This window comes from Bacillus sp. CPT56D-587-MTF (assembly GCF_058792335.1).
Genome location: NZ_JBYTEF010000001.1, coordinates 2,222,417 through 2,249,391 on the forward strand (window position 1 = coordinate 2,222,417; position 26,975 = coordinate 2,249,391).

A 26,975-nucleotide genomic window follows, 5' to 3' on the forward strand; every position below is an offset into this window, starting at 1 on the left:
AACTAATGTTAATATTTTACTGTTAGATGCTATCATTAAATTATAATTTATATTTTGAATAGGAGGGAGATCGAGTCTATGGCGGTACGTATAGTCGATGATTTACAACAATTATCATTGTTACTTATGTTTTTAAGTACATTCATATTTTACAGATACTTAAAGAAGGTTAAACGAGAGAGAAAATTGACTGGCTTTGAATGGACAATGTATTTTGTCACTCAATTTGCGACATTAATTTGGGCAATTACTTATTTTATTAAACACTTAGCTGAATCGTAAATACTAATCATTCAATTTAGTTTACTGTTATCTATTTGGGATATAAATATAGTCCGTATCTAAATCAATGACAACATTGCTTATGACGTCTTCTTGTAGTAACTTTGGAATTTTTTTGTAATGATAGCGTACACAAAATAAGCTTAGCAGATCCTCATTAGATATCTCTTCATTTTTTACATTTAAATACATCGTTATTAATTCGTTAATAGAACAGTTACGGCCAATAACATACTCGTTTATTCTATATCCATCAAATTCAATTATCATGTTATCACTGTTGGGTGCTAGCCAACGCTATAGCTTTAATTTTGGATGAATCTATTATACATTGTTTGAAATTTAGTGAGAATATATTTTTATAAAGTGAGAGGATATGAATGGAACAATATAAGTTAGTTTTAGAAGGTGCGAAACAACTTAAGTGGGAAACAAATGAAATTAAGGACATACAGGACGATGAAATTATCGTTAAAACAATCGCAGGATCGATAAGCATTGGGGCCGAGTTACCACAGTATAATGGATCCGATGTTACAGATCCGCATCCTTTTTATCCAAGAAAAACTGGATATGAAAGTTATGGTGAAGTGATTGAAGTTGGTAATCAAGTAACACATGTAAACGTAGGTGATAAAGTAGTTTCTTTTTATGGACATGAAACGATAGGGATAGTTAAGGCGCATAAAGTAATTCGAGTGCCTAGTTCTATACAACCTAAAATTGCTTTATTATCTATTCTTTCATGTGATGCCGCTAAAGGAGTATTGAAACTAAACCCGCGACAGGATGAAAAAGTACTTATAATTGGAATGGGAGTTATTGGTTTACTCGCTTGTTATTTCTTAAAATACTATGTAGGCATTGAGCATGTGGATGTTATTGAGCCTAATAAAAATAGAAGAGATTTTGCAAAGAAGTTTGGTACGAAAAACATATATGATTCAGAAGAGAAAATAATAGAAACATATAATTATGGTTTCGAATGTTCTGCTACAAATAGTGGGTTCCATACTTTGCAAAAAGCTCTTAAAACTAATGGTAAAATATGTATACTGCCTGATGGTAATATAGAAGAACTAACATTAACTGCTAACTTTTATCAGAAAGAATTACAAATTATTGGATCAAGTGACGGATACGATTATCAAAAACATGCAGATTGGTTTTTTGAAGAAATAGGAAAAACACCATTTATAGAGGAGATCTTTCAACATGAAATACATTATACTTCACTCATACAATGTTTTGATGAATTGAGTTTAGGGATAATTAAACCATTAAAAGTATATGTTTCATATGAATAACGAAAAAATGAGCAAATATTTGTCACATACCTTACAAATGTTTCGTCACATTTATGATTATTAAATGAGGAGGAACATATATGAAAATATTTGTAGCAGGTGCAACTGGTGTAATAGGACGTTCTTTATTGCCAATGTTAATAAAAAATGGGCATACGGTGTTTGCGATGATTCGTAATACTTCGCAAGTAGAAGCAATGAAAAGGTTGGGTGCCATACCAGTAATAGCTGATGTATTTAATAGAGAGGCTGTATTTTCTGTATTAGAAGAAACAAATCCCGATGTAGTTATTCATCAATTAACGTCATTGTCATCATGGAATTTTGAGGATAATGCAAAAATTAGAACAAAAGGCACTCGTAACCTTGTCGATGCCGCTAAAAATGTAGGGGTACAGAAAATAATCGCTCAAAGTATTTCATGGGCGTATGAACCAGGGGATACATTTGCGACTGAAAAAGACTCACTACATATTACTGCTTCTATGCCTCGGCAAGTCACTGTTAATGGCATATTGAAATTAGAAAAAGCTGTTACTGAGTTACCTGAATCGGTTATACTTCGTTACGGCACATTATACGGACCAGGAACATGGTATGCGGAAAACGGATTAATAGCAAATCAAGTTCGTAATAATGAAATTATCGCATCAGACGGGATAAGTTCGTTTATACATGTTGAAGATGCTGCAAGAGCTACTATGCTATCCCTTAATTGGCCTTCAGGAATCGTAAATATTGTAGATAATTATCCAGCAACTAGTAAAGAATGGTTACCAATATATGCAGCAGCGATAGGGGCACATAAGCCTAAAGTTCAAGATGGGAAAAATAGTTGGGAAAGAGGAGCTTCCAATAATAAGGCACGTAAAGAGTATGGATGGACACCTTTATTTCCATCATGGTCTGAAGGATTTAACAACTTAATAGGTAAGTAAAACATACCTTTAATGGGAATGATAGTAAAATACACCATTAAAGGATTGGGTTATTATGAATATAATTTGGGAAAGTATTATATTAACTTTTACTGGAATAATTGTTTTGAAAATGACAGGTAGTACATCTGTGAGCCAAATGACAAGAGCTGAAATCATTATAGTTGTATCAATTGGCCGTATTATTGTAGAACCTGTATTAAGTAGAAAAGTAGTCCCATCTATATTCGCGGCTATCATATTTGCAAGCATATTACTTATCATTCATTTCTTTGAATTGAAATCAAGGAAGGTGGAACAATTTTTAAATGGAAGTAGCATTATAATTGTTGAAAACGGAGAGATTGTAAAAGAGAATTTGATGCAGGCAAAAATGTCGGAACAACAACTTTATATGCAATTAAGAGAAAAAGGGATTCATGACGTAAAGAGTTTACAGCAAGTTACAGCGGAACCGAATGGTCGTATTGGTTATCAATTAATAAAAGAAGCACAACCAATAACTTTAGAAATGTTAGAAAAAGTATTAGATCGGTACAATATAAAAAGATAATTTCTCGTGAGAAAAAGCCAATACTATAACGGAAGTATTGGCTTTTTTATTTTTCTACAAACGTAAGGATTAATAAAATAGGGTGGATTTTAAACCAATCATTATAATAGATATAGGCTTATAATTGTGCTATATTCAATGGACTTATAGTGAATGTGGTAAAAAACTAATTTGGCATAGGTAGACGCAGCGTTAAAATTTATAAGTTTTTCATGTGATACTAAAAATGGATTGAAAATAAGGAGATAGATACATAATGGAATTTTGGGAATCAAGTTTTATCGAAAAACAAACGATGTGGGGATTTGAACCTACAGAATCTGCAATTTTGACAAAAGGTTTTTTTCTTGAAAAGAACGTTAAGAATATATTAGTTCCGGGTATTGGATATGGAAGAAATGCAAAGGTTTTTATCGATAATGGTATAAATATAACAGGTATTGAAATTTCGAAAACAGCAATCGATTTAGCAAGAGAAAACGGACTAGAAGATGTTAGTATGTATCACGGTTCAGTAAACGAAATGCCTTTTGATAATAAACTGTATGATGGGATATTTAGTCATGCACTTCTTCATTTGTTGAATGAACAGGAAAGAGAGAAATTTATTGAAGATTGTTATAATCAGTTAAAACCAGGCGGATATATGGTTTTTACAACTGTTTCTAAAAAAGCTCCCATGTACGGAAAAGGAAAACAGTTGGATAAAGATTATTATGAGATAATGGAAGGTGTAAAAATGTTCTTTTATGATTCTGAATCTATAAAAAAAGATTTTAATCAATATAGATTAGTACAAGTTTCGGAAATTGATGAACCAAATAAGAACATGGCAAATAAACCTTCAATCAATTTCTTAATGATAAAATGTAAGAAAGAACGATAACTAAAAGTTATTAAGAATGATTAAAGATGTTTATATATTGATTATGCACAAATAAAAAGGACAAGCATATAATATAAATACCTTTTAACTTTAAGTAACCTTAACTTTCGTTAATAGGGTATCTCAAAATCCCCAAAAGAGCACTTGCGGAAACAAGTGCTCTTTTATTTTTTGTTTCATAAATATTTATAGTTGCAAATTTCGTGCAATAAAAATAAATATGAGAGAAATAATCATATCTTTATTATACGATTATTTCTGAACTACAAACGATATAGCATTTGTTTTTAATTGAATGTGTCTTTCATTTCGAACAATATCATAAGCTAATTCTTTTATTTCAACTTTTAGTTCTTTCCATTCTTTATAAATGCTTTTTAAAGTACTTATCATTTCTTCGGTTGAAAGATTAATTTCAATTAAAGCTTCTAATTCTTCATTCGTTATTGAATCAATTTCTTGTATGTTAGAGTTAATAATTAAACAATTAATACCGCCGTTTTTTGTACCTCTTTTCATAGAGTGGAGTACATTTTTAAAATCTTCTTCTGATCTGACATGTTCTAAACTTGATACTGCAACGATATAATCATAAGCGTTAGAGTCAATATGATAGTTTTCAATTGCTGCTTCTTCTGTTTTTATAGCCTCGAATACATCATGTTCTTTGCTATAAATTTGTAGCTTTGTTAAAGCGGAATTAAGTAAATCAACACATGTAACGGTGCCGCTAGTATTTTTTATTTTTTTTGCAATTGGAATGCTATTTCTCCCAACGCCAGAGCCAAGGTCAAGTACTTGCAAGTTGTTTTGTCCGTCAAAGTGGTTCATCAAGTCCATAACCGTTTTAACTGGTTTGAAAAGCCAAGAGCCAGCTTCAAACAGTTTATATTGTTCATAGCAAAGGTCGTGATATTTCTTTTCTTCTTGTCTTATGTAATCGATACGGTTCACATTGTTTCAGCTCCAATATTTTTATTGCAAAATGAATAGGTGGGACAGCCTTTAACATTTGTTTGAATTCGAAAAATACCACCAGCATGTGGATACTCTTTTAATTCGTTATCACTCATTCTTGTTCTGGCTGTTGTAACATATAAATCTGTTAAATTAGGCCCACCAAATGTACATGATGTTACATATAACGCGGGAATTGGAATGCTTAATATTTGTTCTCCAGTAGAGGGATTCCATCTAGTTATTTTTGAACCTCCCCAATGTGCAATCCATAAACAACCTTCTTCGTCAATTGTCATACCATCAGGTAGACCATCATTTTCAGAGAAATTGATTACATCACTTGGATTATGAATGTCTCCAGTACGTATATTATATTGATAGCGAACCACTTTTTTAGTAGGTGTATCTATAAAGTAAAAGTATGTATGATCAGGTGACCAAGCAATTCCATTTGATGTATTTACATGTAAAACTTTTTTCTCTACACTTAAATTATGATGTAAACAATACAAGGAACCTGCAGCATTCATACCGTATGTATCTGTAGAACCTGCCCAGAAACGACCAGCTGGATCACATTTTCCATCATTGAAACGATTTTCTATTAAATGTGGTTCAGGGTCAAAAATATGTGTCAGTTTTTCTGTATTTACATTAATAGAATAAAAGCCGTTTTCCATGGCTAAGAGTAGTACATCCTCTAAATATGGAACAACACAGCCAATTTGTTGATTGAGAACAATTACTCGGTTCGTATTAGCGGTAGGATTATATATGCATAATTTTCTCTCCATAATATCAACCCAATATAAAAGTTGCTTTTTTCCATTCCAACATGGTCCTTCAGCTAAACTTGCTTTAGCATCTAAAACTAATTCTATATTACTGAACAAGATGTTCACCTCGCGTTATAAGATATTAATATAATTCGATAAGAATAGAGGTAAACCTTTTAGTCAAAGGATATTAAAATTTATACTGTAGAAAAATGACCTTCTCAAGTGATTAAAAAAGTGTATAAACAAGGAGAGGAAAATGCATATGATGTTTTATGAGATTGTTTGCTTTTCTTGTAAGAATATATTTCGTGTTTACGAAGGCAGTGAAAAATATAAGCGATTTAAAGAGAAACCAAAAGGGGCATATTGTTGTGATGAGTGTAGCCACAAAATTCAATTAGAAGCGATAAAGAATTTTTTTAGATAATTTTACGATTTCGATTCGGAAAAGTTTGACAATAAAAGTGTTATAAATTATCATATTAAAAAACTAATATTTAAGGCATAGAAGAGAAGAGTAGTTAAGAAAGAATACGTACAGAGAGCTCTGGTAGCTGAGAAAGAGCGGTATACATCTTAATGAAAAAAGACTTGGAGCTGCGCAAGGAACTAATTTATTTAGGGATGGTGCGACGGGTTCTCCCGTTATAGAGATAGGGTATAAGCATATTTTGCCGTACCTGAAGAGGTTAATATGGTGACATATTAACAAACTGAGGTGGTACCGCGAAGCTAACAACTCTCGTCCTCAAGATGAATAATCTTGGGGGTGGGAGTTTTTTTGTTGCATAAAACTGGAAATGAGAAACAAAAAATAATTGAGGTGAGTAATATATGCATTGGGCGTATGAAGTAGCACATGAATTAATTAGGAAACATCCAAATAAAGAAATGTTTGTTTGTGCATCTGGAATTAGTCCGTCAGGTTCTGTTCATATTGGGAACTTTCGTGAAATCGTAACGACTTATTTCGTAGTAAGAGCACTTCAAGATTTAGGGAAAAAGACTCGTTTTATATTTTCGTGGGATGATTATGATAGGTTTAGAAAAGTTCCAAAAAATATTGATCCATCTTTTGCAAAGTATATTGGTATGCCATACTGTGATATTCCAGATCCGTATGGATGTCATAACTCGTATGCGGAGCATTTTGAAAAAGAGTTTGAAAAATCGCTTCAAGCATTTGGAATTGAAGTAGAATTTATTTATCAACATGATGAATATAGAAGCGGAAGGTATAACAAAAATATATTAGAGGCCTTGTATAAACGAAAAGAAATATATGATATTTTAATGGGTTTTAAAACTAGAGAGTGTAGTGAAGAAGAGCGAGAGAGCTTTTATCCAGCTACATTATATTGTGAGAGATGCGGAAAAGATACAACAACTATTACACATTTTGATGAAGTATTAAAAACAGTCCGGTATGAATGTGAATGCGGAAATGAAAAAGAGTTATCCGTATTAAATACAAATAAAATGAAACTAAACTGGAAAATCGATTGGCCGATGAGATGGATGATAGAGGATGTTATTTTTGAACCGGGCGGTAGAGATCATTCATCAGAAACGGGTAGTTATAATGTATCAAAAGAAATTGCAAGGAAAATATTCAATCGAGAAGTGCCTCATTACGTTGCTTACGATTTTATTGGTATTAAAGGGAATCATGAAAAAATGTCTAGTTCTTCAGGGAATAGTATTACACCAAGCAATTTATTGAAAGTGTATATACCAGAAGTAATTCTCTTTATGTTTGCAAAATACAAACCAGGCGCTGCTTTTCATATTGGGTTGGATGAAGATGTGATTCGTAATTATACAGAGTATGAGCGATTGAAAGATAGTTATGAAAATAAAACGCTCAAAAATGAAGATTTATTTGATGCAATTAAAATCTCTAGAGTTGATAGTGAGATTAAAGAATATCCGAAATTTAATCAAGTAGCAGGAACGTTACCATTATTAAATTTTGATTCAACTATTTTACAGGGGATATTAAAGAAAATAGATAGGAGCTATGCATTAGATGAAATGAGAGCGATAAGTAATCGCGCAGAGTATTGGATAAGAAACTTTCAATCTGAAAAATTAATCGCGGTAAATGAGGAGAAAAATGCAGAGTTTTACTACACATTAGATGAAAGGCAGAAAGAATGGCTAGTAGAAGTTTGTAAAATACTTCGTTCTAATAAAGATTACTCTAACTTAATGGAGCAATTATATGGGATTTGTCATCATGAAAATAAAAAAATAATGAAAGAAAATCAAAAACAATTATTCACTATTATATATAAGCTCATTATGAATCAATCAAATGGTCCTCGTATACCATTATTAATACATGTAGTAGGCATAGAAAATTTCATCACACTATTAGATTTCTAAAACACAGTTAAAAGCAACGCAAGTACCAAAATTTCTAAGTACTTGCGTTGCAAATTTTACTATCGTGAATACATTTTCGGACATTCATCACCACTTGGTTCATAAAAACAATGGCTTTTAAACTGTCCTACAAATGGCTGATTATACCATTCAGGCGGACAAGCTCCAACTGGACGGAAATACCAAAGAGCCCATCGTGCAGGCCAGCGCCATTGACCTTGTAAAACTTTTCGTGCGATTTCTTTTTCTGATTCACGAGCGCGTTGATAAAAATATCCATATTGTACTGCTTCAAATCCGCCGGGGCTTTGATATACAGCGTCTCGTACGGTACGGAGTTGTTTAAAATCTAAGCAATCACAAAATACACGGTTTACTACTACGCAGCCAACTAACTCCTCACCTTGGCGACCTTCGCCTTCAGCTTCAGCACGAATTAATCGAGCTAGTAAATCAACATCACTTTCGTTGTATGGAATAAGGGGCATAGTGATACCACCTTTCTGTTATAGTAAAGAGTGTATGTTATAAAACAATCTGCGTGCTTTTTTACATAAAAATAACATTTAATTTTAAGAGGAGCTTGTATAAAAAAAGCTAATTAGTAATAGTAGATAAATATAAAAGGGAGAGGTATTATGTATCGAATTCATAAAGACCATATCATTTACTCAATGTCACCAGAAAATAAGCCGTGTATGGAAGTAGAAATTGGGAGCAGTCTTGTATTTGAAACATATGATTGCTTTGAAAATCAAATCGATTCTGAAGATGTTGTGTTACAAGAATTAGATTGGAACCGAATTAATCCAGCGACTGGACCTGTATATGTTAAAGGAGCAGAACCTGGCGATATATTAGTCGTAACGATTGAAAAAATTGAAATTGCAGAGCAGGGCGTTTTAACTACAGGTGCAAACCTTGGTGTAATGGGTGATGAGTTAAATGAAAATACAGTGAAAATTGTCCCAATACATAATGAATATGTTTTGTTTTCAAGTGAACTACAAATCCCGATTAATCCAATGATTGGGGTAATTGGTACTGCACCGAAAGAAGAGAGCATTTCATGTGGCAAACCGCATGATCACGGCGGGAATATGGACTGTAAAGAAATTAAAGAAGGAACAACATTACTACTACCAGTTAATGTCCCAGGAGCACTATTAGCATTAGGTGATTTACACGCAGCAATGGGTGATGGTGAAATTGGTGTTAGTGGTGTAGAGGTTGCTGGTGAGGTAACGGTAACAGTTCAAATTATAAAAGGAAAACAATGGCCATTACCAATGGCTATTCAAAAAGAAAAAATGATGACGATTGCTTCAGAGAAATTGTTAGATGATGCAGCAAATCGTGCTGTACGTAATATGGTGACATTTTTACATGAAGAATTAGCAATGTCTAAAGCTGATGCAACGCTTTTATTATCGGCAGTAGGTAATTTAAAAGTTTGCCAAGTTGTGGATCCGCTGAAAACAGCGCGTATGGAACTAGGAATGGATTATGTGGAGAAACTAGGATTTACTTTTAGTAAATTTCATATTAAATAGATAAGGGACGAAAAAGGATACTTTTGTATAAAAGCATCCTTTTTTTAATTTACTGATTTTGTGAAAAGAGGTAGTATTTATTTTATATAAGTATATTTGAGATTGTGGATTAAAAAGGAGTTCAATAATGGTCAAAATTATGATTGTAGAAGACGATATGAAAATTGCAGAACTATTATCGACACATGTTGCGAAATATGGTTATCAAGGAGTTATTGTATCGGACTTTCAAAATGTATTAAACATTTTTTTAGAAGAACAACCAGAGTTAGTTTTATTAGATATTAATTTACCGAGTTTTGATGGGTACTTTTGGTGTCGTCAAATTCGGGGAGTTTCAACATGTCCGATACTATTCATTTCGGCCCGTGAAGGCACGATGGATCAAGTTATGGCGTTAGAAAACGGTGGCGATGATTTTATTCCGAAGCCTTTTCATTATGAAGTTGTAGTGGCGAAAATTCGTAGTCATTTAAGACGTGCATATGGAGATTATGCACCGAAATTAGAAGAACGAATGATTGAACAACAAGGTCTTTGTTTATATCCTGAAAGACTTGTATTGAAACTTAGAAATGACGAGATTGATATAACGAGAAACGAAGCCATTTTATTAGAGACATTAATGAAAAATTATCCGCGTGTTGTGAGTAGAGAAGTGTTACTTAATAAATTATGGGATAGTGAATCTTATGTTGATGATAATACATTAAGTGTAAATACAACACGTGTGCGTAAAAAGTTACAAACGTTGCATATAGAAGGTGCGATTGAAACGATTCGTAGTGTTGGATATAGATTTCATATTACTTGGGATAATGGTATAGAAAAATGATAAGGTTGTTTATACGTGATCATATACCACTTATTTGCTTTACCATAATTCAACTACTAGCTATATTTCTCGTATATTGGTTTGATGGGCATAATCATATTACAACGGCGTTATATGCAATGTTTCTAGGTGTTTTCTTTATGGGAAGTTATTTAGTGTTTCGTTATTTTACACATCGTTCTTTTTATGAGCGCCTAGCAAACCCGATGCAATCTTTGGATGAATCTGTTCAAAAATCTGATTTTGCAGCTGTATCGGCTGCTCTTCAAGAACTACTTGAGGTGCAATATCGACATTATCAAAATCAGCTGCAAATGCAAGAGAGAAAAAATAATGACCATTTAACCTTTATGAATCAGTGGATTCATCAAATGAAAACACCTTTATCTGTAATAGAATTAATTACACAGGATGAAGTAGATTCACGTTTTGAAAGTATAAATGAGGAAACTGATCGATTAAAAAAGGGATTAGAAATGGCTCTGTATGTCGCACGTTTAGAAGCATTTACACAAGATTTTTATGTAGAAAGAGTACAACTACATAAAATAGTGAATGATTCGGTACATGAGCATAAACGTTTCTTTATCCGAAATTTTGTATATCCAGAGCTTGAAATTGATAAGGACATTACTGTAGAAAGTGATGCGAAATGGTTACAATTTTTAATCGGACAAATACTATCGAATGCGATTAAATATTCATCAGGTAGTAGAGAGAAAATTAAAGTGAAAGCTTGTAAGGAAGGTAATAATGTTATACTTGAAATTGCTGATAATGGTGTAGGTATACCGAAGCAAGATTTACCAAGAGTATTCAAACCTTTCTTTACAGGAGAAAACGGTAGAGATTTTAAAGAATCAACTGGAATGGGGCTATATCTCGTATATGAAATTACGAAGCAATTAGGACATAGTGTAGAAATCTATTCAGAAGTTGGTAAAGGTACCGTTGTACGTATTATATTTTTTAATGTGTAAAATGACTCAGGCTAAAGAACTTTTGAAATAAGTTTTTTAGCCTTACTTTATATGGATTAAATGAAATGATATACAAGACTGGTATGATTCTAATAAAAGGTCGTGTAAGTATGTGTAATGACACAATAATAAATAAGGCTGTTAAATGAGAGGGATTTAATAATTTATTAATATATAAATAGTTTATTGTAAGAAAAAAGCTCGCCCTTTAAAAGAGCTAGCTTTATGAATTTTAATTAAGTAAACAAACTTAATAATTTATATCCAATTAATCCCAAAATAGTGATAGGAATCATCATTAAGAAAGAAGAAATTCGATGAGCATTAGAGCGTTCTAATACAAGAATCAAGATAATCCCGACTATGACTTCGGTATATCCAACAGGTAACATGTGACTATAGTCTTCAAAATTTAAAAGAATGTGAAGTCCATCTGTTACAAAAACTCCACTAATAAGTGAGCTTCCGAATTTATGAAGTGGATTTGTAGTATCTTTCCATAGAAAACCTGCAATTCCAAAGATAGTTCCTCCTATACATGCACATACAATCCATATAGATATAAAATAAATAGAGTGAGCTATATTTTTAATAACTATTGCATAACCATAGTAGCCTAATACCATTCCGAATAGTGCAAGGATACCAGAAAGTATAGCTGTACGCTTAGAATAACTAAAGCTAGCCACAAAAAAGGATGGAACTAACCAAACGCTTCCTAGATTAGCTAATGAATTCCAATGTCCAGGAAGTATACTTTGCCCCAATTTAGTTAGTATACCAACAATTATCCCTACTATAATCGGGATGAGAAAAATCATTAAAAACATATTTAACTTTGTGATTTTTAATGTCCTGTCCATAAAATCAATCCTTACATTATTATTTTCTGTAAAAATATAATAGCTTATTACAAGGGGATAATCAATAAAAAATTATCGATAAACAATAATTTATTGTTGGGTAATGAATAATATTTTGTTTTTATACAAAATTTATCCCGCTTTAATGGGCAGTAAGACCCCCACCTCAAAATTCAGCGAAGGCAAAGAAATTAGGTGGGGGTCGGGCTGCCCATAAAAGTCCGATTGGTTCAACTAATAATCAGTGGGGATGAAGAAAACCCCCACTGATTAAAGTTTCACTTTATATAAGAGAGAGTGCTTAGAAGTTTACTATTGGGGAAATCTAAAGGACGTAGTACAATCAATGTAATTTGTGCTTGTTCAATATGAAGCTAAGAAATGATAAATAAGCCTAAAAGAAAGCAATCTTTTGAACAGCACAAATAATTGCATTTACTCATACAGTACTAGTATGGTACAATATGGTTATTAATGACGGAAAGGAATGATGGGTGGACGATGATTAACTAATCTTATTTTTAAATGTTGAAATTCAATAAATTTCAATTTCTAAAAAATAGGATTAGTCTGCCCAATTCCAAACAACGGTATTGCTATTTATATTGCGCAATAGCTTATTTGGGTATAAATAATGTAATGACTAATCCTGCCAAATTTATTTGGGAGGATTTTTTTATTCTCCCTTAATGAAAGGGATCGATATTTATGAAAGAACTATTAAAATTAAATGATGTTTATGTTGAAATAAAAGAAAATATGTTGTTAGAGAAAATGAATGTGACAGTAAAACAAGGGGATGTTATCGGATTAATCGGTAAAAATGGTGCTGGTAAATCAACGTTACTTCAATTAATAAACGGGAAGATTGAACCTTCAAAAGGTACTGTTGAATGGATGCAAATGAATATGACAACAGCATATGTTGAGCAAGAAATAGAATCTTTTATTAGTAATGATGTAATTGCAAAAGAAGCAGAACTTCTTGCGAAATGGGGCGTGCCAACGAACGATTTTCATACTTTAAGTGGTGGTGAAAAGCTGAAAATTCGATTAGCAAAAGGATTTGCTGAAAATCCTAATGTCTTAATATTAGACGAACCGACAAATCATTTAGATGAGATTAGTACGGGATTTCTCATTAAACAAATAAAAAACATGAAAGGTACAGTTATCGTTGTATCGCATGATCGATATTTTTTAGATGTTGTCGCAACAAAGATATGGTCAATTGAGGACAAAAAATTAATTGAGCATAGTGGTAATTATACGAGCTACATGAAAGCACGTGAGCAAAAAAGAAAGTCGCAGCAGCGTGAATATGAAAAGCAGCAAAAAAAGATAGAACAAGTAGAAACACATATAAAAGAATTGAGTTCATGGTCACAAAAGGCACACGCGCAGTCTACAAAACAAGAAGGTGTGAAAGAATTCTATCGTGTAAAAGCGAAGCGAATGGATGCACAAGTGAAGTCAAAACGAAAACGACTTGAAAAAGAGCTGGAGAAAGCGAAAGTAGAACGTGTGAAAGAAGAGTATTCAGTTGAGTTTTCTATTCAAGCGAACAAAAAAGTAGGAAAACGTTTTTTAGAAGTGAAGCAATTAAAAAAAGACTTTCATGGGAAAGTATTATTTGAAAACGTTAATTTTACAATTCAGCACGGTGAGAAAGTTGCGATTGTTGGACCAAACGGTAGTGGGAAAACAACATTACTGAAGATGATTATGGGAACGGAAACTGCTGAAGGAGAAATATGGATTTCACCATCTGCGAACATCGGCTATTTAACACAAGAAGTTTTTGATTTACCGCTTGATAAAACACCAGAAAATTTATTTTTTAAAGAGACGTTTGAAGAAAGAGGAAAAGTCCAAAATTTAATGAAACATTTAGGGTTCCAAGCTTCTCAATGGAAAGAGCCGATTGAGCATATGAGTATGGGAGAAAGAGTAAAATGTAAGCTAATGGCTTATATTTTAGATGAAAAAGATGTACTCATTTTAGACGAACCGACGAATCACTTGGATCTACCTTCACGTGAACAACTTGAAAATACATTAGCTGAGTATAACGGAACATTAGTAATTGTATCTCACGATCGATATTTTTTGGAGAAAACAACTAACACAAAACTCGTGTTTTCAAACAATACGATACAAAAGCAGCTAGAAGAACCTACGAAAACAAGAGATGATATTGAAGAGCTACGTTTAACGTTAGAAACAGAGAGACAAGAAGTACTAGGGAAATTAAGCTTTTTAACTTCTAACGACAAAGAATATAAAGCACTGGATGAACGGTTTATGGAACTTACGAAGCAGATTAAGGAGCTTTAATGTAAGTAAGGGGGATTAACATGGATGAAGAGAGATTCACTAAGTTATTTAAAATAGATTGTGGAGATATATACCTACAAGAGTTTACGGTCAAAGATGCAGAGAGTATTTATAACATATCCAATCAACCGGAAATAGAAAAATTTTTACCGGACTGGAAATCGATGAAAGAACAAAGGGTTAATTGGGTTGTAAATTATGAAATACCAGAAAATAAAGCGTTTCTTCATGCAGTGAGAACTACGACTAACATAGATGATCACATATTAAGACTAGGAATATTTAAGAAAACCACAAATGAATTTATTGGATGGTGCTGCACAGGTATGAAAGAAGAACTCTCTTCACCAAACAGAGAGATAATGTATGCTATCTCAAATGAACATCAAAATCATGGCTATGCTACAAAAGCGACTAAAGGTTTAATTGACTTTTTGTTTAAAGAAACAAATTTAAATGTCCTTAACGCAATTGCTTTAATTAACAATGTAGCATCAAATAAAGTTATTGAAAAATGCGGGTTTATTTATAAGAGCCAACAGAGGATAGAAAATCAAATATATAATCATTATATATTGAGAAAATCTGAGTGGATAAAAATATAACGTTGGGTAGTAAAAGACCGATAGCAATCGGTCTTTTACTCATTTATATAATAAAGATTTATTATACATTGTATTTCCTACTACTATACAATTATTATAAGATAGTTATGCGCTAATTTTAGTTTGAAAATAGTTTTATTATCAGTTTTTTTAGAAAACTTACAAGCGTGTAAGATAAATGAAAGACGAATCAATATGAGCTGTAAGACAATTCATTTACACTCTGTTATGAGACGTGCAAATGAAGGGAGAATATACATGGAAATTTTACATGCAAAAAGTATTAGTAAAGTATATAAAGGGAAAGTACCTTATAAAGCATTAGTTGATATTGATTTATCAATTCAAGAAGGTGAATTTGTAGGGATTATGGGGCCATCTGGTAGTGGAAAAACAACGTTATTAAATATGGTATCTACTATTGATTCTCCATCATCGGGAGAAATTTTAATAAATGGTACAAATCCTTTCCAATTATCATCAGAAGATTTAGCGTTATTCCGCAGAAAACAATTAGGATTTGTTTTTCAATCATTTAATCTTCTTAGCACACTTACTGTAAAAGAAAACATCGTATTGCCGATGACTTTAGATGGTGTTTCCGTGCAAGAAATGAACAAGCGATTGGAAGAGATTGCAGAGAAGTTAAATATTACAGATATCTTGAATAAAAGAACATTTGAAATATCAGGGGGACAAGCTCAAAGAACAGCAATCGCTCGTGCGATCGTTCATAAGCCGCAATTATTACTTGCAGATGAACCAACAGGGAACTTGGACTCTAAATCTTCAAATGATGTAATGGAGATGCTTGATACTCTTAATAAAGAAGAAAAAGCAACGATGATGTTAGTTACACATGATCCGTATGCTGCGAGTTTTTGCAGTAGAGTAGTATTTATTAAAGATGGTCAACTATATAACGAAATTTATTGTGGTGAAAGCAGACAAGCCTTTTATCAAAAGATTATGGATGTTCTTTCTTTGTTAGGAGGGAAAAGGCATGACTTTTCGTCAGTTCGCATTTAATAATATTTTTCGTAATAAGCGTACATATGCTGCCCATTTTTTAAGTAGTGCATTTTCTATTATGATTTTCTTTACGTATGCTCTTTTATTATTTCATCCTGATTTACAAGGTGAGTTGAAATCGACAAGTGCAACAATAAGTGCATTTGGTACATTGGGATTTTCAGTTTCGCAAGGATTGATTTTTGTATTTTCATTTTTCTTCATTTTATATTCAGTTAGTTCGTTTTTAAAGACGCGTAAGAAAGAATTTGGCGTTTTAATGATGCAAGGTATGTCAATGAGACAGCTTAAGAAATTATTATTAATTGAAAATATGTTGATTGGACTTGGTTCAATTTGTATAGGGATTTTCATTGGACTCATATTTTCTAAACTAGTCTTATTGATAAGTGCAAGTGTATTAATGATTAATAATGGTTTACCTTTTTATATACCAGTGCGGGCTGTATTATTAACAGTTATCACATTTCTTTTCTTGTTTTTAATTGTTTCATTATTTACATTTAAAATGATAAAAGTAACGGAACTTGTGGAACTTATTCGAGCAGAGGAAAAGCCAAAACCTGAACCGAAATCTTCAGTTTTATTATCGCTACTTTCTTTAATTAGTATAGGATATGGATATTTTTCAGTATTTCGCTTCATACCAAGTACTAATTTTATTACGCTTGGAATAGGTGTGCTCCTAGTAATTATAGGAACGTATTTTTTATATACACAGTGTAGTGTTTATATATTGCACCTTGCTAAAAGGAGAGAAACTTTCTTTTTAAAGAGAACAAATATACTAACATTTTCAGAATTAATTTATCGTATGAAAGATAATGCAACAATGTTTTTTATAGTATCTATTATATCAGCAGTTGCTTTTACAGCAATTGGCACGACAGCTGCTCTTGGAAATAAAGATTTAGTAAGGATGACGAATCCGTATACATTACTATACATGGCTCCTGAAAACAACAAAATAGCGGATAAACATCTCTCTATTATAAAAAACCATCTGGCTGATGCTAATATTCCGTATCGAATGGCTTCATCTTCATATATATATACAGAAAGTAATGTATATGTAATGAAATTAAGTGAATATAACGAACTTGCGAGAGCACTAGGGTATCAACAAGAAACGATTGAAAAAGAAGATGAAATGTTATTAATTCCTGGAATGGTATCACAAAAACAAGAATTTAAAAATGGTGATTATAAGAAGAATATTGAAGTCATTCAAGGCGATTGGACAAAGACATTTCATGTGAAAAAAACTGTCGATAATTTAGTTTTGCCACATGATACGAAAGGGATATATATTGCTATTCAAGATCATGTATATGATGGAATTCCACTGAATAGTGGTCCAGATAATGAAGATATTATTCAATATCGTACTTACGGATTTGTTGTAGATGATTGGATAAAAACGAAAGAGGTTTCAAACCAATTAAATAATATATTTGATCAAGAACCTAGAGATATACATTTTGAATTTAGAGCACTAACAATAGAGTTGTTAAGTGCAAAACAAACGAATGGGTTATTACTTATGGCTAGTGTTTTAGTCGGAATCGTTTTCTTCACATTTGCTGCTAGTTTTATTTATTTCCGATTATATACTGATTTGAATCGTGATCAACAGCAGTATAAAATGATTTCGAAAATGGGGTTAAGTAAACGGGAGCTAAAGAAAGTTGTAACGAGACAGTTATTATTAATGTTTTTCTTACCAATTGTCGTTGCAGTAATACATACTGTAGTCGCTTATATGGCATTACAACAATTAGTCGATTTTTCTATTCTAAATAGCTCTATCGTCATTTTAATTTCATTTATATGTATACAAGTTTTATATTTCTTTATAACTCGTTGGCGTTATTTACAAAAGCTTCATAAGACAATGGAACAATAGAGAAAATCAGCAAGTAAGATTGCAGAAAAGCATGTAAAAAAACAATTTGAAGTTATGGAAGGAACTGTGATGAAAAAACAATTATCTATTTTCATATTAAGTATATTATTGTTATTAAGTGTAAGTGCATGCTCTAAAAACGAAAACAGATTTCCAGCTAACGGTGTGTTAATCATTGGAGATGAGAATCATACTGGAGCAATTATGAATCGTTATAAGGAAAACACGAAAGAACAGGAAGCTTTTGCAGTGAAAACAGGTAGATTTGACCAAAAAAGGGTTCTGATAATAAATGAATCTACTGCACAAGCGATGATGAATGCAAAGCTTTTTCGTAAACGTGATCAAGCATCCCTTTCTAAAACGTTAGATACGTTGCCGAATTTTCCAAAAGAAAGTTCCCTATTATTTATAAATGAAGAAGAAAAGAATATAAAAAGTATTGAAATAGAAGGAAACAAGATACCTGTTACATATGGTAGTGATGCTTGGCTTGGCAATAAACGTGACTATGGAGCACTATGGTATATCGTTGTGGCGAAAAATAGTGTGTATAAAGAAATAAAAGCAAATGAAACGAATATGCAACTTCTACACTTGAAAAAGTCATTAGGTGATGAAAACCCTAAAATATCGACAGATAATACGTTGATTAATGAAAAAGTAAAAGTAAGAAAGTTAATTGAAGGTTATAGAGATGAGGTATCAATTCAGTTTGTAACGATTGGAGAAAAATCTTAAAAAAGAGCTCGAGGTTGATGGATACTTTATCAACCTCGAGCTCTTTTTAATACCGTTTAAATAACTTACATTACTTCATTTAATCGAGTCTCACTCGTTTCTTCAATCGCATTTGAATTTTGAACTGAATTATTTTGTGCTTCTTTTTCTTTACGAGCCTTTTGTAGCATTTCAAGTATAATCCATAAAGGAACACCTTTATCTTTTAGCATCTTCCATAAATCTAATTCATTAAATTTATGCTCAGGCTGTTTCATTTCTTTTTCAGATAAACGAATATCAAACTTGATAGGATCATTTATTTTCTTACTTTCAAGTTTAGTAGAAGAGATGGTATTATGCTCAAGATGAGATGGAGTTATTTTAGTAGGTTGAGACAATGTATGAATATTTGATCCGATTTGCATGATTTTTCCTCCTTTTCAAGCAATGAGATTAGTTTTCTTATGGTTTTTAAATCTTTTTAACATGAGGAAACTATATCTAATTATAAATCTAAATAAATAGATTTACAAGTTATATTGTAAAAAGTAAATATTTACTTGAATTAATATTTATCAACATTTGTATATGTTTTCTATATATACAAAGTATATAAAATACTTTACATTATGTTTAAGTTGTTAAATTATTCTGTTAATTAGTTAAAAAGAAAAATGTAAACGTTTTATTAGGGGGGAGAAAGTATGGGGAAGTTATTTTTAAAAATATGTTTTTTTGCATTAGTGACCGTATGTTCATTCGCAGCGAAAATATCATACGCTGAAGAGAGGCAACAAAATAATTATCCTATCATATTGGTGAATGGATTTGCTGGATGGGGTAGAGAAGAAATGCTTGGCGTAAAATATTGGGGTGGTGTTCATGATATACAGGAAGATTTGAAACGAAATGGTTATACGGTACATACCGCAGCTGTTGGACCTGTTTCTAGTAACTGGGATCGTGCATGTGAATTGTATGCACAAATTAGCGGTGGGACAGTAGACTATGGTGCAGTCCATGCTGAGAAACATGGACATAATCGTTTTGGCAGAACTTATAGTGGTTTTGCGCCGAATTGGAGTGAAACAAATAAAGTTCATTTAGTTGGACATAGCATGGGTGGACAAACGATTAGAACATTAGTACAGCTATTAAAAGAAGGTAGTCTTGAAGAAAAGAATTATGTGAAAAATCACCCAAACACCAAAATATCACCACTATTTGAAGGCGGAAAATCATATGTTCATAGTGTTACAACATTAGCAACCCCTCACAACGGTACAACACTTGCGGATGGGAGTCTTCTACTGCCGTTTGTTAAAGATTTACTCATTACAGCTGCAAGCTTTGGAGGAAACAATAATTTACATTATATGATTTTAAATTGGATCAATGGGGTATAAAGAAGAATGCTGGAGAGTCCTTTTTCCAATATAGTAATCGTATTCTAAATAGTTCACTTTGGAAAAATACAAAAGATATAAGTCAGTGGGATTTAAGTACAGATGGTGCAAAGGAGTTAAATAATTGGGTAAAGACGCAACCAGATGTGTATTATTTATCCTATAGTGGACATGCATCACAAGCAGCACCTATAACAGGTTTACATTTGCCTCATATAACGATGAATAAAGTGTTAATGGGAAATGCATTTTTCTTAGGTTCTTATGCGAGATATGAAGAAAACCGTCCGCTAGTTGATACTTCTTGGTGGCAAAATGATGGTGTAGTAAATACAAATTCCATGATTGCACCATCTTCTAATGTTGCTGTAAATAATAATGAGTCATTACAGGTTGGAAAATGGAATCATATCGAAACGAAAGCGAATTGGGACCATCTCGACATGGTAGGGTTAAGTGTTTCAGACTCGTTAGGTTTTTCTAGCATTCAAGAGTTTTATAGAACAATTGCTGAAAAGCTATCACGTTTACCGAAATAGGTAATAATAAAGCGCTCTCGATGGAATTCGAGAGCGCTTTATATTATATTGAAAGAGGGATTTGGTAGAAAAATATGGGGGGATATTATGAAAATTCAAGTTGTATTATCAGGATACGGAACAGTAGGCAGAGAGTTTATAAAATTATTAAATGAAAAATATTCATATATATATGAAACATATGGGATTCAATTAGTTGTAAGTGGCGTATTAGGGAGAAATATTGCAATACATAATGAAGAAGGCTTATCTCTTCATCATTTATTGATGTATGGTGGCGGTACCGCTGCAATTGAAAAATATTTAGAGTATCATCCGAAGGAACGTGCAATAACTAGCATAAGTGGTACTGTATTGGTAGAATCAACGGTTACAAATCTTAAAGATGGAAATCCAGGGAAACAATATATGAAACAAGCGATTGAGAAACAGATGGATATAGTAGCAATTTCTAAAGGTGCGCTCGTTACAAACTGGAGAGAAATAAATGAAGCAGCAAGAGGCGCAAATGTACGAATTCGATATAGCGGTGCAACAGCCGCTGCACTGCCGACACTAGATATCGGACAATTTAGTTTAGCCGGTTGCAGTATTGATAAAATAGAAGGAATATTAAATGGAACAACTAATTATATTCTTACGAAAATGTATGAGGAAGATATGACATTTGAAGAAGCGCTGAAAGAAGCACAAAATAAAGGGATTGCTGAGACAAACCCTATATTAGATATAAGTGGTTCAGATAGTGCGTGTAAATTGTTACTTTTGACTAACAGCTTAATGGAAACAGAGAAAACACTTACTGATATACATATAAAAGGAATTGAGCACGTTACAAAACAGCAAATACAAAACGCTAAGGAACAACATAAAATTATTAAATTAATAGCATCAATATATAAGGATGAGGGTGGCAATGTGAATTTAAATGTTGAACCGTGCGAAATAGAAAAAGATCATCCGTTAGCAAATGTAAATGGGACCGAAAAAGGAATTACATTCTTTACAGATACGATGGGACAAGTTACTACAATTGGTGGGGCTTCTAATCCACGAGGCGCTGCAGCTGCAGCTTTAAAAGATGTAATTAACTTATATCGAAAAGATTTGTAAGACCGTACCGCCCTTTATAAAAAATACATATGTCGTGGACCTTTTGAGAATGAAATAAATATGCAAAAATGATTGCAGGGGGTAAGGAATTGTTTAAGGATTTTAAAGTTGTTAAAGATCGTCCAGTTTATATTCAATTAAAAGACTATTTGAAAAAGATGATTATGAAAGGGCATTTGCTCGGGGATCAAAAAATCCCATCAACAAGGGAACTAAGTGAATTACTAAGTGTGAGTAGAAACACTGTACTCGCTGCTTATGCAGATTTAGAGCAAGAAGGACTCATTTATGCAGTTAAAGGAAAAGGGAACTTTGTTGCGAAGGTGGATATATCTAACACTTCGTCTGTTGAAATAGATTGGAAAAATAAACTTAATACAGTGACCGCATTAGCGGACGAATTAGATTTAATGAAACATGGTGTTCGTTGGGCAAAGGAAATGATTGTTTTTAATAGTATAGCCCCGGATGAGAAGCTATTTGATGTTGAAAATTTCAAAAGAGCTTTTCTTACTCGTATGTCCATTGAAGGGGACATCGTATTGAACTACGGATATGCAAAGGGATATAGACCGTTAATGAATTATTTACTTCATTACATGGAAATGAAAGGTGTAGACATTTCGAATAAAGATATTCTAATTACAAATGGATTTACAGAAGGGTTGGATATTGTACTCTCTTCTTTATCAAAAAAATCCGGGCGTGTCATTTGTGAGAATCCAACTCACCACGCTGCACTTAAGCTTTTCCGTTTACATGGACTTGAAGTTCATGGGATTGATATGCATGAGGATGGTATTGATACGAATGAAGTTGAAAAAAGTTTGCGTGAAAAAGATTTTGATTTTGCTTATTTAATTCCTTCTTATCATAATCCAACCGGTATTGTTACGAGTTCAGAGAAAAGAACGGAATTGATGAGGTTATTCTCAAAATACAAGGTTCCTATTATAGAGGACGGATTTAATGAAGAATTACGTTATTCAGGTTCACATTTAGCTCCATTATTAACTTTTGCGGGAGCTGGCAATAATGTGATTTATATTAGTAGCTTTTCAAAGGTACTTTTCCCTGGTTTACGTGTAGGCTGGATTATTGCAGATAAAGAGCTGATTCATTATTTAGAAAGCGTAAAAAGAGCAAGAACGATTCACACATCTACGCTAGATCAAGCTGTTCTGTTTCAATATTTACATGAGGGATATTTTGAAAAATATTTAAAAAAGGCAAGATCTGTTTATAAGAAAAAATATGAGTTAGCTGTCGGGGCATGTAACCAGTACATTCCTTTTAAAAGAATGACTGGAGATGGTGGACTTCATTTATTTATAGAGCTAGAAGAGCATATGAATGCCCGCACACTTTTACAAAAGTGTTATGAGAAAGGCGTTACGTTTTCACCTGGAGATGTTTTTTACTCTGATGGAGAAGGAGCGAACACTTTCCGATTAGGTTTTTCGCGCTTGAAAGAAGAAGAAATAGTTCGGGGAATTAAAATAATTGGTGATACATTAAAAAATGAAATTTGGAGTTGAGAAAATGAAAATCGGTGTTATTATGGGCGGGGTATCGTCTGAAAAACAAGTTTCAATTATGACGGGGAATGAAATGATTGCTCATTTAGATAAAAATAAATATGAAATAGTTCCAATTACATTAAATGAAAAAATGGATTTAATTGAAAAAGCGAAAGACATTGACTTTGCGTTGCTCGCATTACACGGAAAATACGGAGAAGATGGGACAGTTCAAGGAACACTGGAGAGTTTAGGGATTCCTTATAGCGGAAGTAATATGTTATCTAGCAGTATATGTATGGATAAAAATATTTCGAAAAAGATTTTACGTTATGAAGGTGTAGAAACACCAGATTGGATTGAACTTACAAAAATGGAGGATCTAAAGCTTGACCAGTTAGATAAGTTAGGATTTCCATTAGTAGTAAAACCAAACTCTGGCGGATCGAGTGTCGGAGTGAAAATCGTTTACAATAAAAATGAATTGATCTCAATGCTAGAAACTGTATTCGAATGGGATTCTGAAGTAGTAATTGAGAAGTATATAAAAGGTGATGAAATTACATGTTCAATTCTGGATGGAAAACAGTTACCTATAGTTTCAATTCGACATGCAGCCGAGTTCTTTGACTATAATGCAAAATATGATGATACTAGTACAGTTGAGGAAGTTATCGAACTTCCAGCAGAAATTAAGGAACGTGTAAATAAAGCGTCACTTGCTTGTTATAAAGCATTAAAGTGTAGTGTTTATGCAAGAGTTGATATGATGGTGAAGGACGGAATTCCATATGTAATGGAAATTAATACATTACCAGGGATGACACAATCAAGTTTATTGCCAAAAAGTGCAGAAGCAGCGGGGATTAGTTATAGCAAACTATTAGATATGATTATTGAAACATCATTAAAAGTTAGAAATGAAGAAGGGTTTTAAGGAGATTATATAACGAATTCTTTTGACAGTTTCACGAAGTATGCTATGATGAATACATTATAAAAACAAAATATTTATCCACTAGGGGGGCCTTTTATAGGCTGAGATCAAATGTGATTTTGAGACTCTTAGTACCTGATCTGGTTAATGCCAGCGTAGGGAAGTGGGAAAGACGTTGCTATTTAATGAGTAAATAAATACTGTCAATTTCACTTTCTTTACGCCTGTAAAGAAAGTTTTTTTATTTTACAGCTTTAATAATTGTGGATAAATACTTATATTTTATACATTATTGGAGGGATTTAAATGACTTTTTCACAATCATTACGTAAAGAAGTAGATTCAATTTGGGAAGCGAGTTTTAACCATCCTTTTGTAAAAAAACTTGGTGAAGGAACGTTAGATTTAGCTAGTTTTCGTTATTATGTGCTTCAAGATTCATATTATTTGAGTCATTTTGCTAGAGTACAAACTTTAGGAGCTGCAAAAGCTCTTGAATTAGAGACGACAGCTCGTATGGCACATCATGCTCAAAATACATATGAAGCAGAGTTATCTTTACATGAGAATTTTGCTAAAAAACTAGGGATAACGAAAGAAGAAAAAGATAATTTTATTCCTGCGCCAACTGCATATGCGTATACTTCACATATGTATCGTGCTGCGTATGAAGGGCATTTAGGAGATATCATTGCAGCAATTTTACCTTGCTATTGGTTGTATTATGAAATTGGCGAACGCTTAAAAGAGTGCCAGCCGGAAGAGCCAATTTATAACGAATGGATTTCTGCTTATGGATCTGATTGGTTCCGTACGCTAGTTGAAGAACAAATTACACGTTTAGATACTATCGCTGAAAAAGTAACAGAGGCAGACCGCAAACGTATGAAACAGCATTTTATTATTAGCAGTCAATATGAATATTCATTTTGGGAAATGGCTTATACATTAGAAAAGTGGCCAGTGGATACAGACGTAAAAGACGTAATTGGATAAAGAATAGAAGTAATGTTATAGATAGGTCTGGATCATACCTATCTATATATTTTTTCTTGTCAAATTTGCGTAAAGTTATTAGTGCTACGGATATGGCGAAATAGAATATCGATAATTTAGCTCATTTACTTGTCTACGCATTAACTGGATAAACTTCTGTCACATTTATTTTACAATTAAAGAACGTAAATGTTGGTGGTATGAAGTTAAATAAGAAAAGAAACCCGAGCTATTAGCTGTAACGGAGTTGTTTTTTCTTCGCAGGAATTCCTAAATTATCATGGAATGTTGTTAATACGATATGCAAATATGCATATCGTATTTTTTTGAGTTCTTTATGTGTTAAAATTAGATATAAATATATGGAAATATAAAGAAGCAAAAGCAGGAATATCCAATGAATTTTGAGAGGTGTTATATGTTTACAAATAAGAAATTAATTCGATTTGGTTTATCGTTGTTTGTATTTTTAGGGATAATTAATTTTACAATCAGCTATTTCCAAACATATCTTGAAACAGCAGCAGATATTAAATGGGTAATTCCAGAAATTTGGAAAACCATTTTGCTAGATGTTCCTCAAGGTATACTTGTTCTTTTAGGCGCAATTGCTTTATATGATTTCACAAAAGAGGCATCACAAAAAGACGCATCAATCTAAGTGTGTCTTTTTTCTATTAGGAATTTCATAGAGAGTTTTGCTGGAGAAATAGAATGAAAAGCCCTAATTAGGGCTTTTTTCTTTGTAGGAATTTCTTATCTGTCATAGAAACCGGTCACTTGGAGGTGTTATAGCGAAAGCCATTTACAGTACAGAAAAATCTAAGCAGCACACGGAAATATATAGGACATGGCATCATAATTATTGAGAAATTAATTGAACTTAGTAAGTATGAAGATATGACGCTAGAATTCATATTTTTTAATTTTTATTTATCCCGCTATTTGCCGGGCAGTAAGCCCCCCACCTCAAAATTCAGCGGAAGCAAAGAAGTTAGGTAGGGGATGAACAAAACCCCACTGATTAAAGTTTCACTTTATAAAAATGAGCCCATAGCAAAAATAGGTATATGAACAAGGTGCATCATTTAGTGATAAGTCATACTTTGTTGGTGTACGTATTGAACTTAGTTTGTAGCGCTATTCCTACTTAGATGTAACGAACAGAAACATAGGGAAGCATCGATGAGGTTGTATTTTATAAACGGAGGTTATGAAAATGAATCAGTTTCAACAAGAACTACAAGCGCTAAGTCTTAATGATTACCGATCTGGAAATATTGTCTATTGGGACCAGCAAAACCAATATCCATATTACTATATTGAAGATGCTGCTCGTCGCTGTGGCGGTTGTGGTCGTTGTGGCGGATTTCGTTGTGGTGGATTCCGTTGTATTGGTTGCTTCGGTTGTTTTGGTTGCGGAAGTTGCGGAGGTTGTGGCGGCTGTGGTGGTTGCTCTAACTGTTTTGATGGTTTTACTGATACTACCGGTACTATTGTAACGTATGAATATTAATTACATTTATCCCATTATTTG

Annotated in this window: 27 protein-coding genes, 1 pseudogene, 1 riboswitch and 1 other annotated feature; of the genes and pseudogenes, 22 read left to right on the forward strand and 6 right to left on the reverse strand. The window is 32.7% G+C overall.

The features are described from left to right. The first annotated feature begins 78 nt into the window (after positions 1 to 78). Positions 79 to 282, forward strand: a complete 204-nt coding sequence (locus AC3WVZ_RS11330; RefSeq protein ID WP_000290886.1) for a hypothetical protein — start codon at positions 79 to 81, stop codon at positions 280 to 282. Between the two features lie 27 nt (positions 283 to 309). Here the strand turns inward: AC3WVZ_RS11330 and AC3WVZ_RS11335 are convergent, their stop codons facing one another. Next, entirely contained in the window at positions 310 to 552 is a 243-nt protein-coding gene (locus AC3WVZ_RS11335; protein WP_002195526.1) for a hypothetical protein, read from the reverse strand. 110 nt (positions 553 to 662) lie between these two features. Here AC3WVZ_RS11335 and AC3WVZ_RS11340 point away from each other — a divergent pair, with 110 nt between their 5' ends. The 4 genes from AC3WVZ_RS11340 to AC3WVZ_RS11355 all read left to right on the forward strand — a co-directional run bounded on the left by AC3WVZ_RS11340 (position 663) and on the right by AC3WVZ_RS11355 (position 3,966). Next, complete coding sequence (locus AC3WVZ_RS11340; RefSeq protein ID WP_100651653.1) at positions 663 to 1,589, forward strand: zinc-binding dehydrogenase; 927 nt, start codon at positions 663 to 665, stop codon at positions 1,587 to 1,589. A gap of 80 nt (positions 1,590 to 1,669) precedes the next feature. Further along, positions 1,670 to 2,527 carry an NAD-dependent epimerase/dehydratase family protein gene (locus tag AC3WVZ_RS11345; RefSeq protein ID WP_100651655.1) on the forward strand — a complete coding sequence of 286 codons (858 nt, stop codon included), beginning with the start codon at positions 1,670 to 1,672 and terminating at the stop codon, positions 2,525 to 2,527. Between the two features lie 55 nt (positions 2,528 to 2,582). After that, positions 2,583 to 3,080, forward strand: coding sequence for a DUF421 domain-containing protein (locus AC3WVZ_RS11350; protein WP_001021703.1), 498 nt, complete (start codon positions 2,583 to 2,585; stop codon positions 3,078 to 3,080). Positions 3,081 to 3,336: 256 nt separating this feature from the next. Continuing rightward, entirely contained in the window at positions 3,337 to 3,966 is a 630-nt protein-coding gene (locus AC3WVZ_RS11355) for a class I SAM-dependent methyltransferase (RefSeq protein ID WP_100651657.1), read from the forward strand. Between the two features lie 252 nt (positions 3,967 to 4,218). On the opposite strand, the gene AC3WVZ_RS11360 is transcribed toward AC3WVZ_RS11355, so the two are convergent. Together AC3WVZ_RS11360 and AC3WVZ_RS11365 are read right to left on the reverse strand one after the other, a co-directional pair. Then, on the reverse strand, positions 4,219 to 4,920 hold the full coding sequence (locus tag AC3WVZ_RS11360) for a class I SAM-dependent methyltransferase (RefSeq protein ID WP_001079450.1): 702 nt from the start codon (positions 4,918 to 4,920) through the stop codon (positions 4,219 to 4,221). Beyond that, positions 4,917 to 5,819 (reverse strand): SMP-30/gluconolactonase/LRE family protein, encoded by a 903-nt coding sequence (locus AC3WVZ_RS11365; protein WP_100651659.1) that lies wholly within the window; start codon positions 5,817 to 5,819, stop codon positions 4,917 to 4,919. The genes AC3WVZ_RS11360 and AC3WVZ_RS11365 overlap by 4 nt, the downstream gene beginning before the upstream one ends. 142 nt (positions 5,820 to 5,961) lie before the next feature. On the opposite strand from AC3WVZ_RS11365, the gene AC3WVZ_RS11370 reads away from it, so the two are divergent. Both AC3WVZ_RS11370 and lysS read left to right on the forward strand, forming a co-directional pair. Beyond that, positions 5,962 to 6,132 (forward strand): DUF2197 domain-containing protein, encoded by a 171-nt coding sequence (locus tag AC3WVZ_RS11370; protein ID WP_000551042.1) that lies wholly within the window; start codon positions 5,962 to 5,964, stop codon positions 6,130 to 6,132. A gap of 69 nt (positions 6,133 to 6,201) precedes the next feature. Next, positions 6,202 to 6,458, forward strand: a binding site (T-box leader). An 81-nt stretch (positions 6,459 to 6,539) separates the two neighbouring features. Continuing rightward, a complete protein-coding gene (lysS, locus tag AC3WVZ_RS11375; RefSeq protein WP_000558598.1) occupies positions 6,540 to 8,093 on the forward strand; it encodes a lysine--tRNA ligase in 1,554 nt (517 codons plus the stop codon). A 59-nt stretch (positions 8,094 to 8,152) separates the two neighbouring features. On the opposite strand, the gene AC3WVZ_RS11380 is transcribed toward lysS, so the two are convergent. After that, complete coding sequence (locus tag AC3WVZ_RS11380; RefSeq protein WP_001128402.1) at positions 8,153 to 8,581, reverse strand: cell wall hydrolase; 429 nt, start codon at positions 8,579 to 8,581, stop codon at positions 8,153 to 8,155. A gap of 150 nt (positions 8,582 to 8,731) precedes the next feature. Between AC3WVZ_RS11380 and AC3WVZ_RS11385 the strand changes: the two genes are divergently transcribed. The 3 genes from AC3WVZ_RS11385 to AC3WVZ_RS11395 all read left to right on the forward strand — a co-directional run bounded on the left by AC3WVZ_RS11385 (position 8,732) and on the right by AC3WVZ_RS11395 (position 11,461). Continuing rightward, the gene (locus AC3WVZ_RS11385) at positions 8,732 to 9,646 is read left to right on the forward strand and encodes an acetamidase/formamidase family protein (RefSeq protein ID WP_000285667.1); all 915 of its coding nucleotides are present in this window, start codon (positions 8,732 to 8,734) and stop codon (positions 9,644 to 9,646) included. 127 nt (positions 9,647 to 9,773) lie between these two features. After that, on the forward strand, positions 9,774 to 10,481 hold the full coding sequence (locus AC3WVZ_RS11390) for a response regulator transcription factor (RefSeq protein ID WP_000238994.1): 708 nt from the start codon (positions 9,774 to 9,776) through the stop codon (positions 10,479 to 10,481). After that, complete coding sequence (locus AC3WVZ_RS11395; RefSeq protein WP_002183605.1) at positions 10,478 to 11,461, forward strand: sensor histidine kinase; 984 nt, start codon at positions 10,478 to 10,480, stop codon at positions 11,459 to 11,461. Before AC3WVZ_RS11390 ends, AC3WVZ_RS11395 begins: the two co-directional genes overlap by 4 nt. A 236-nt stretch (positions 11,462 to 11,697) precedes the next feature. Here the strand turns inward: AC3WVZ_RS11395 and AC3WVZ_RS11400 are convergent, their stop codons facing one another. Then, on the reverse strand, positions 11,698 to 12,324 hold the full coding sequence (locus tag AC3WVZ_RS11400) for a DUF6518 family protein (protein ID WP_233936373.1): 627 nt from the start codon (positions 12,322 to 12,324) through the stop codon (positions 11,698 to 11,700). A gap of 708 nt (positions 12,325 to 13,032) precedes the next feature. On the opposite strand from AC3WVZ_RS11400, the gene abc-f reads away from it, so the two are divergent. The 5 genes from abc-f (at position 13,033) to AC3WVZ_RS11425 (ending at position 18,945) form a co-directional block, all read left to right on the forward strand. Next, the gene (gene abc-f, locus AC3WVZ_RS11405) at positions 13,033 to 14,661 is read left to right on the forward strand and encodes a ribosomal protection-like ABC-F family protein (RefSeq protein WP_000661373.1); all 1,629 of its coding nucleotides are present in this window, start codon (positions 13,033 to 13,035) and stop codon (positions 14,659 to 14,661) included. 20 nt (positions 14,662 to 14,681) lie between these two features. Continuing rightward, positions 14,682 to 15,266, forward strand: coding sequence for a GNAT family N-acetyltransferase (locus AC3WVZ_RS11410; protein ID WP_000343078.1), 585 nt, complete (start codon positions 14,682 to 14,684; stop codon positions 15,264 to 15,266). Positions 15,267 to 15,524: 258 nt separating this feature from the next. Continuing rightward, the gene (locus AC3WVZ_RS11415) at positions 15,525 to 16,295 is read left to right on the forward strand and encodes an ABC transporter ATP-binding protein (RefSeq protein WP_000404284.1); all 771 of its coding nucleotides are present in this window, start codon (positions 15,525 to 15,527) and stop codon (positions 16,293 to 16,295) included. Further along, the gene (locus AC3WVZ_RS11420) at positions 16,270 to 18,204 is read left to right on the forward strand and encodes an ABC transporter permease (RefSeq protein WP_000144161.1); all 1,935 of its coding nucleotides are present in this window, start codon (positions 16,270 to 16,272) and stop codon (positions 18,202 to 18,204) included. Before AC3WVZ_RS11415 ends, AC3WVZ_RS11420 begins: the two co-directional genes overlap by 26 nt. A gap of 69 nt (positions 18,205 to 18,273) precedes the next feature. Beyond that, positions 18,274 to 18,945 (forward strand): lipoprotein BA_5634 family protein, encoded by a 672-nt coding sequence (locus AC3WVZ_RS11425; RefSeq protein ID WP_000744467.1) that lies wholly within the window; start codon positions 18,274 to 18,276, stop codon positions 18,943 to 18,945. A gap of 65 nt (positions 18,946 to 19,010) precedes the next feature. Here the strand turns inward: AC3WVZ_RS11425 and AC3WVZ_RS11430 are convergent, their stop codons facing one another. After that, positions 19,011 to 19,352, reverse strand: coding sequence for a DUF3914 domain-containing protein (locus AC3WVZ_RS11430; RefSeq protein ID WP_001165490.1), 342 nt, complete (start codon positions 19,350 to 19,352; stop codon positions 19,011 to 19,013). A gap of 279 nt (positions 19,353 to 19,631) precedes the next feature. Between AC3WVZ_RS11430 and AC3WVZ_RS11435 the strand changes: the two are divergent. The 7 genes and pseudogenes from AC3WVZ_RS11435 to AC3WVZ_RS11465 all read left to right on the forward strand — a co-directional run bounded on the left by AC3WVZ_RS11435 (position 19,632) and on the right by AC3WVZ_RS11465 (position 26,954). Continuing rightward, positions 19,632 to 20,872: pseudogene (locus tag AC3WVZ_RS11435) on the forward strand (esterase/lipase family protein). Between the two features lie 87 nt (positions 20,873 to 20,959). Then, positions 20,960 to 21,985, forward strand: a complete 1,026-nt coding sequence (locus tag AC3WVZ_RS11440; protein ID WP_053564405.1) for a homoserine dehydrogenase — start codon at positions 20,960 to 20,962, stop codon at positions 21,983 to 21,985. 89 nt (positions 21,986 to 22,074) lie between these two features. Further along, positions 22,075 to 23,523, forward strand: coding sequence for a MocR-like pyridoxine biosynthesis transcription factor PdxR (pdxR, locus tag AC3WVZ_RS11445; RefSeq protein ID WP_233936374.1), 1,449 nt, complete (start codon positions 22,075 to 22,077; stop codon positions 23,521 to 23,523). 4 nt (positions 23,524 to 23,527) lie between these two features. Next, complete coding sequence (locus AC3WVZ_RS11450; RefSeq protein WP_100651729.1) at positions 23,528 to 24,442, forward strand: D-alanine--D-alanine ligase; 915 nt, start codon at positions 23,528 to 23,530, stop codon at positions 24,440 to 24,442. A gap of 73 nt (positions 24,443 to 24,515) precedes the next feature. Then, positions 24,516 to 24,621: riboswitch (TPP riboswitch) on the forward strand. Positions 24,622 to 24,748: 127 nt separating this feature from the next. Further along, a complete protein-coding gene (gene tenA / locus AC3WVZ_RS11455) occupies positions 24,749 to 25,438 on the forward strand; it encodes a thiaminase II (RefSeq protein ID WP_000144509.1) in 690 nt (229 codons plus the stop codon). A 397-nt stretch (positions 25,439 to 25,835) separates the two neighbouring features. Further along, positions 25,836 to 26,099, forward strand: coding sequence for a DUF3937 domain-containing protein (locus tag AC3WVZ_RS11460; RefSeq protein WP_002082716.1), 264 nt, complete (start codon positions 25,836 to 25,838; stop codon positions 26,097 to 26,099). A 558-nt stretch (positions 26,100 to 26,657) separates the two neighbouring features. Beyond that, positions 26,658 to 26,954: a heterocycloanthracin/sonorensin family bacteriocin gene (locus tag AC3WVZ_RS11465; RefSeq protein WP_142408467.1), complete on the forward strand. Its 297-nt coding sequence runs from the start codon at positions 26,658 to 26,660 to the stop codon at positions 26,952 to 26,954. Positions 26,955 to 26,975 lie beyond the last annotated feature (21 nt).

Excerpts from the sequence above, each read along its gene's own strand:
- AC3WVZ_RS11330 (WP_000290886.1), top strand. The coding sequence starts at position 79 with ATGGCGGTACGTATAGTCGATGATTTACAACAATTATCATTGTTACTT.
- AC3WVZ_RS11335 (WP_002195526.1), bottom strand. The coding sequence starts at position 552 with ATGATAATTGAATTTGATGGATATAGAATAAACGAGTATGTTATTGGC.
- AC3WVZ_RS11340 (WP_100651653.1), top strand. The coding sequence starts at position 663 with ATGGAACAATATAAGTTAGTTTTAGAAGGTGCGAAACAACTTAAGTGG.
- AC3WVZ_RS11345 (WP_100651655.1), top strand. The coding sequence starts at position 1,670 with ATGAAAATATTTGTAGCAGGTGCAACTGGTGTAATAGGACGTTCTTTA.
- AC3WVZ_RS11350 (WP_001021703.1), top strand. The coding sequence starts at position 2,583 with ATGAATATAATTTGGGAAAGTATTATATTAACTTTTACTGGAATAATT.
- AC3WVZ_RS11355 (WP_100651657.1), top strand. The coding sequence starts at position 3,337 with ATGGAATTTTGGGAATCAAGTTTTATCGAAAAACAAACGATGTGGGGA.
- AC3WVZ_RS11370 (WP_000551042.1), top strand. The coding sequence starts at position 5,962 with ATGCATATGATGTTTTATGAGATTGTTTGCTTTTCTTGTAAGAATATA.
- lysS (WP_000558598.1), top strand. The coding sequence starts at position 6,540 with ATGCATTGGGCGTATGAAGTAGCACATGAATTAATTAGGAAACATCCA.
- AC3WVZ_RS11380 (WP_001128402.1), bottom strand. The coding sequence starts at position 8,581 with ATGCCCCTTATTCCATACAACGAAAGTGATGTTGATTTACTAGCTCGA.
- AC3WVZ_RS11385 (WP_000285667.1), top strand. The coding sequence starts at position 8,732 with ATGTATCGAATTCATAAAGACCATATCATTTACTCAATGTCACCAGAA.
- AC3WVZ_RS11390 (WP_000238994.1), top strand. The coding sequence starts at position 9,774 with ATGGTCAAAATTATGATTGTAGAAGACGATATGAAAATTGCAGAACTA.
- AC3WVZ_RS11395 (WP_002183605.1), top strand. The coding sequence starts at position 10,478 with ATGATAAGGTTGTTTATACGTGATCATATACCACTTATTTGCTTTACC.
- AC3WVZ_RS11400 (WP_233936373.1), bottom strand. The coding sequence starts at position 12,324 with ATGGACAGGACATTAAAAATCACAAAGTTAAATATGTTTTTAATGATT.
- abc-f (WP_000661373.1), top strand. The coding sequence starts at position 13,033 with ATGAAAGAACTATTAAAATTAAATGATGTTTATGTTGAAATAAAAGAA.
- AC3WVZ_RS11410 (WP_000343078.1), top strand. The coding sequence starts at position 14,682 with ATGGATGAAGAGAGATTCACTAAGTTATTTAAAATAGATTGTGGAGAT.
- AC3WVZ_RS11415 (WP_000404284.1), top strand. The coding sequence starts at position 15,525 with ATGGAAATTTTACATGCAAAAAGTATTAGTAAAGTATATAAAGGGAAA.
- AC3WVZ_RS11420 (WP_000144161.1), top strand. The coding sequence starts at position 16,270 with ATGACTTTTCGTCAGTTCGCATTTAATAATATTTTTCGTAATAAGCGT.
- AC3WVZ_RS11425 (WP_000744467.1), top strand. The coding sequence starts at position 18,274 with ATGAAAAAACAATTATCTATTTTCATATTAAGTATATTATTGTTATTA.
- AC3WVZ_RS11430 (WP_001165490.1), bottom strand. The coding sequence starts at position 19,352 with ATGCAAATCGGATCAAATATTCATACATTGTCTCAACCTACTAAAATA.
- AC3WVZ_RS11440 (WP_053564405.1), top strand. The coding sequence starts at position 20,960 with ATGAAAATTCAAGTTGTATTATCAGGATACGGAACAGTAGGCAGAGAG.
- AC3WVZ_RS11450 (WP_100651729.1), top strand. The coding sequence starts at position 23,528 with ATGAAAATCGGTGTTATTATGGGCGGGGTATCGTCTGAAAAACAAGTT.
- tenA (WP_000144509.1), top strand. The coding sequence starts at position 24,749 with ATGACTTTTTCACAATCATTACGTAAAGAAGTAGATTCAATTTGGGAA.
- AC3WVZ_RS11460 (WP_002082716.1), top strand. The coding sequence starts at position 25,836 with ATGAATTTTGAGAGGTGTTATATGTTTACAAATAAGAAATTAATTCGA.
- AC3WVZ_RS11465 (WP_142408467.1), top strand. The coding sequence starts at position 26,658 with ATGAATCAGTTTCAACAAGAACTACAAGCGCTAAGTCTTAATGATTAC.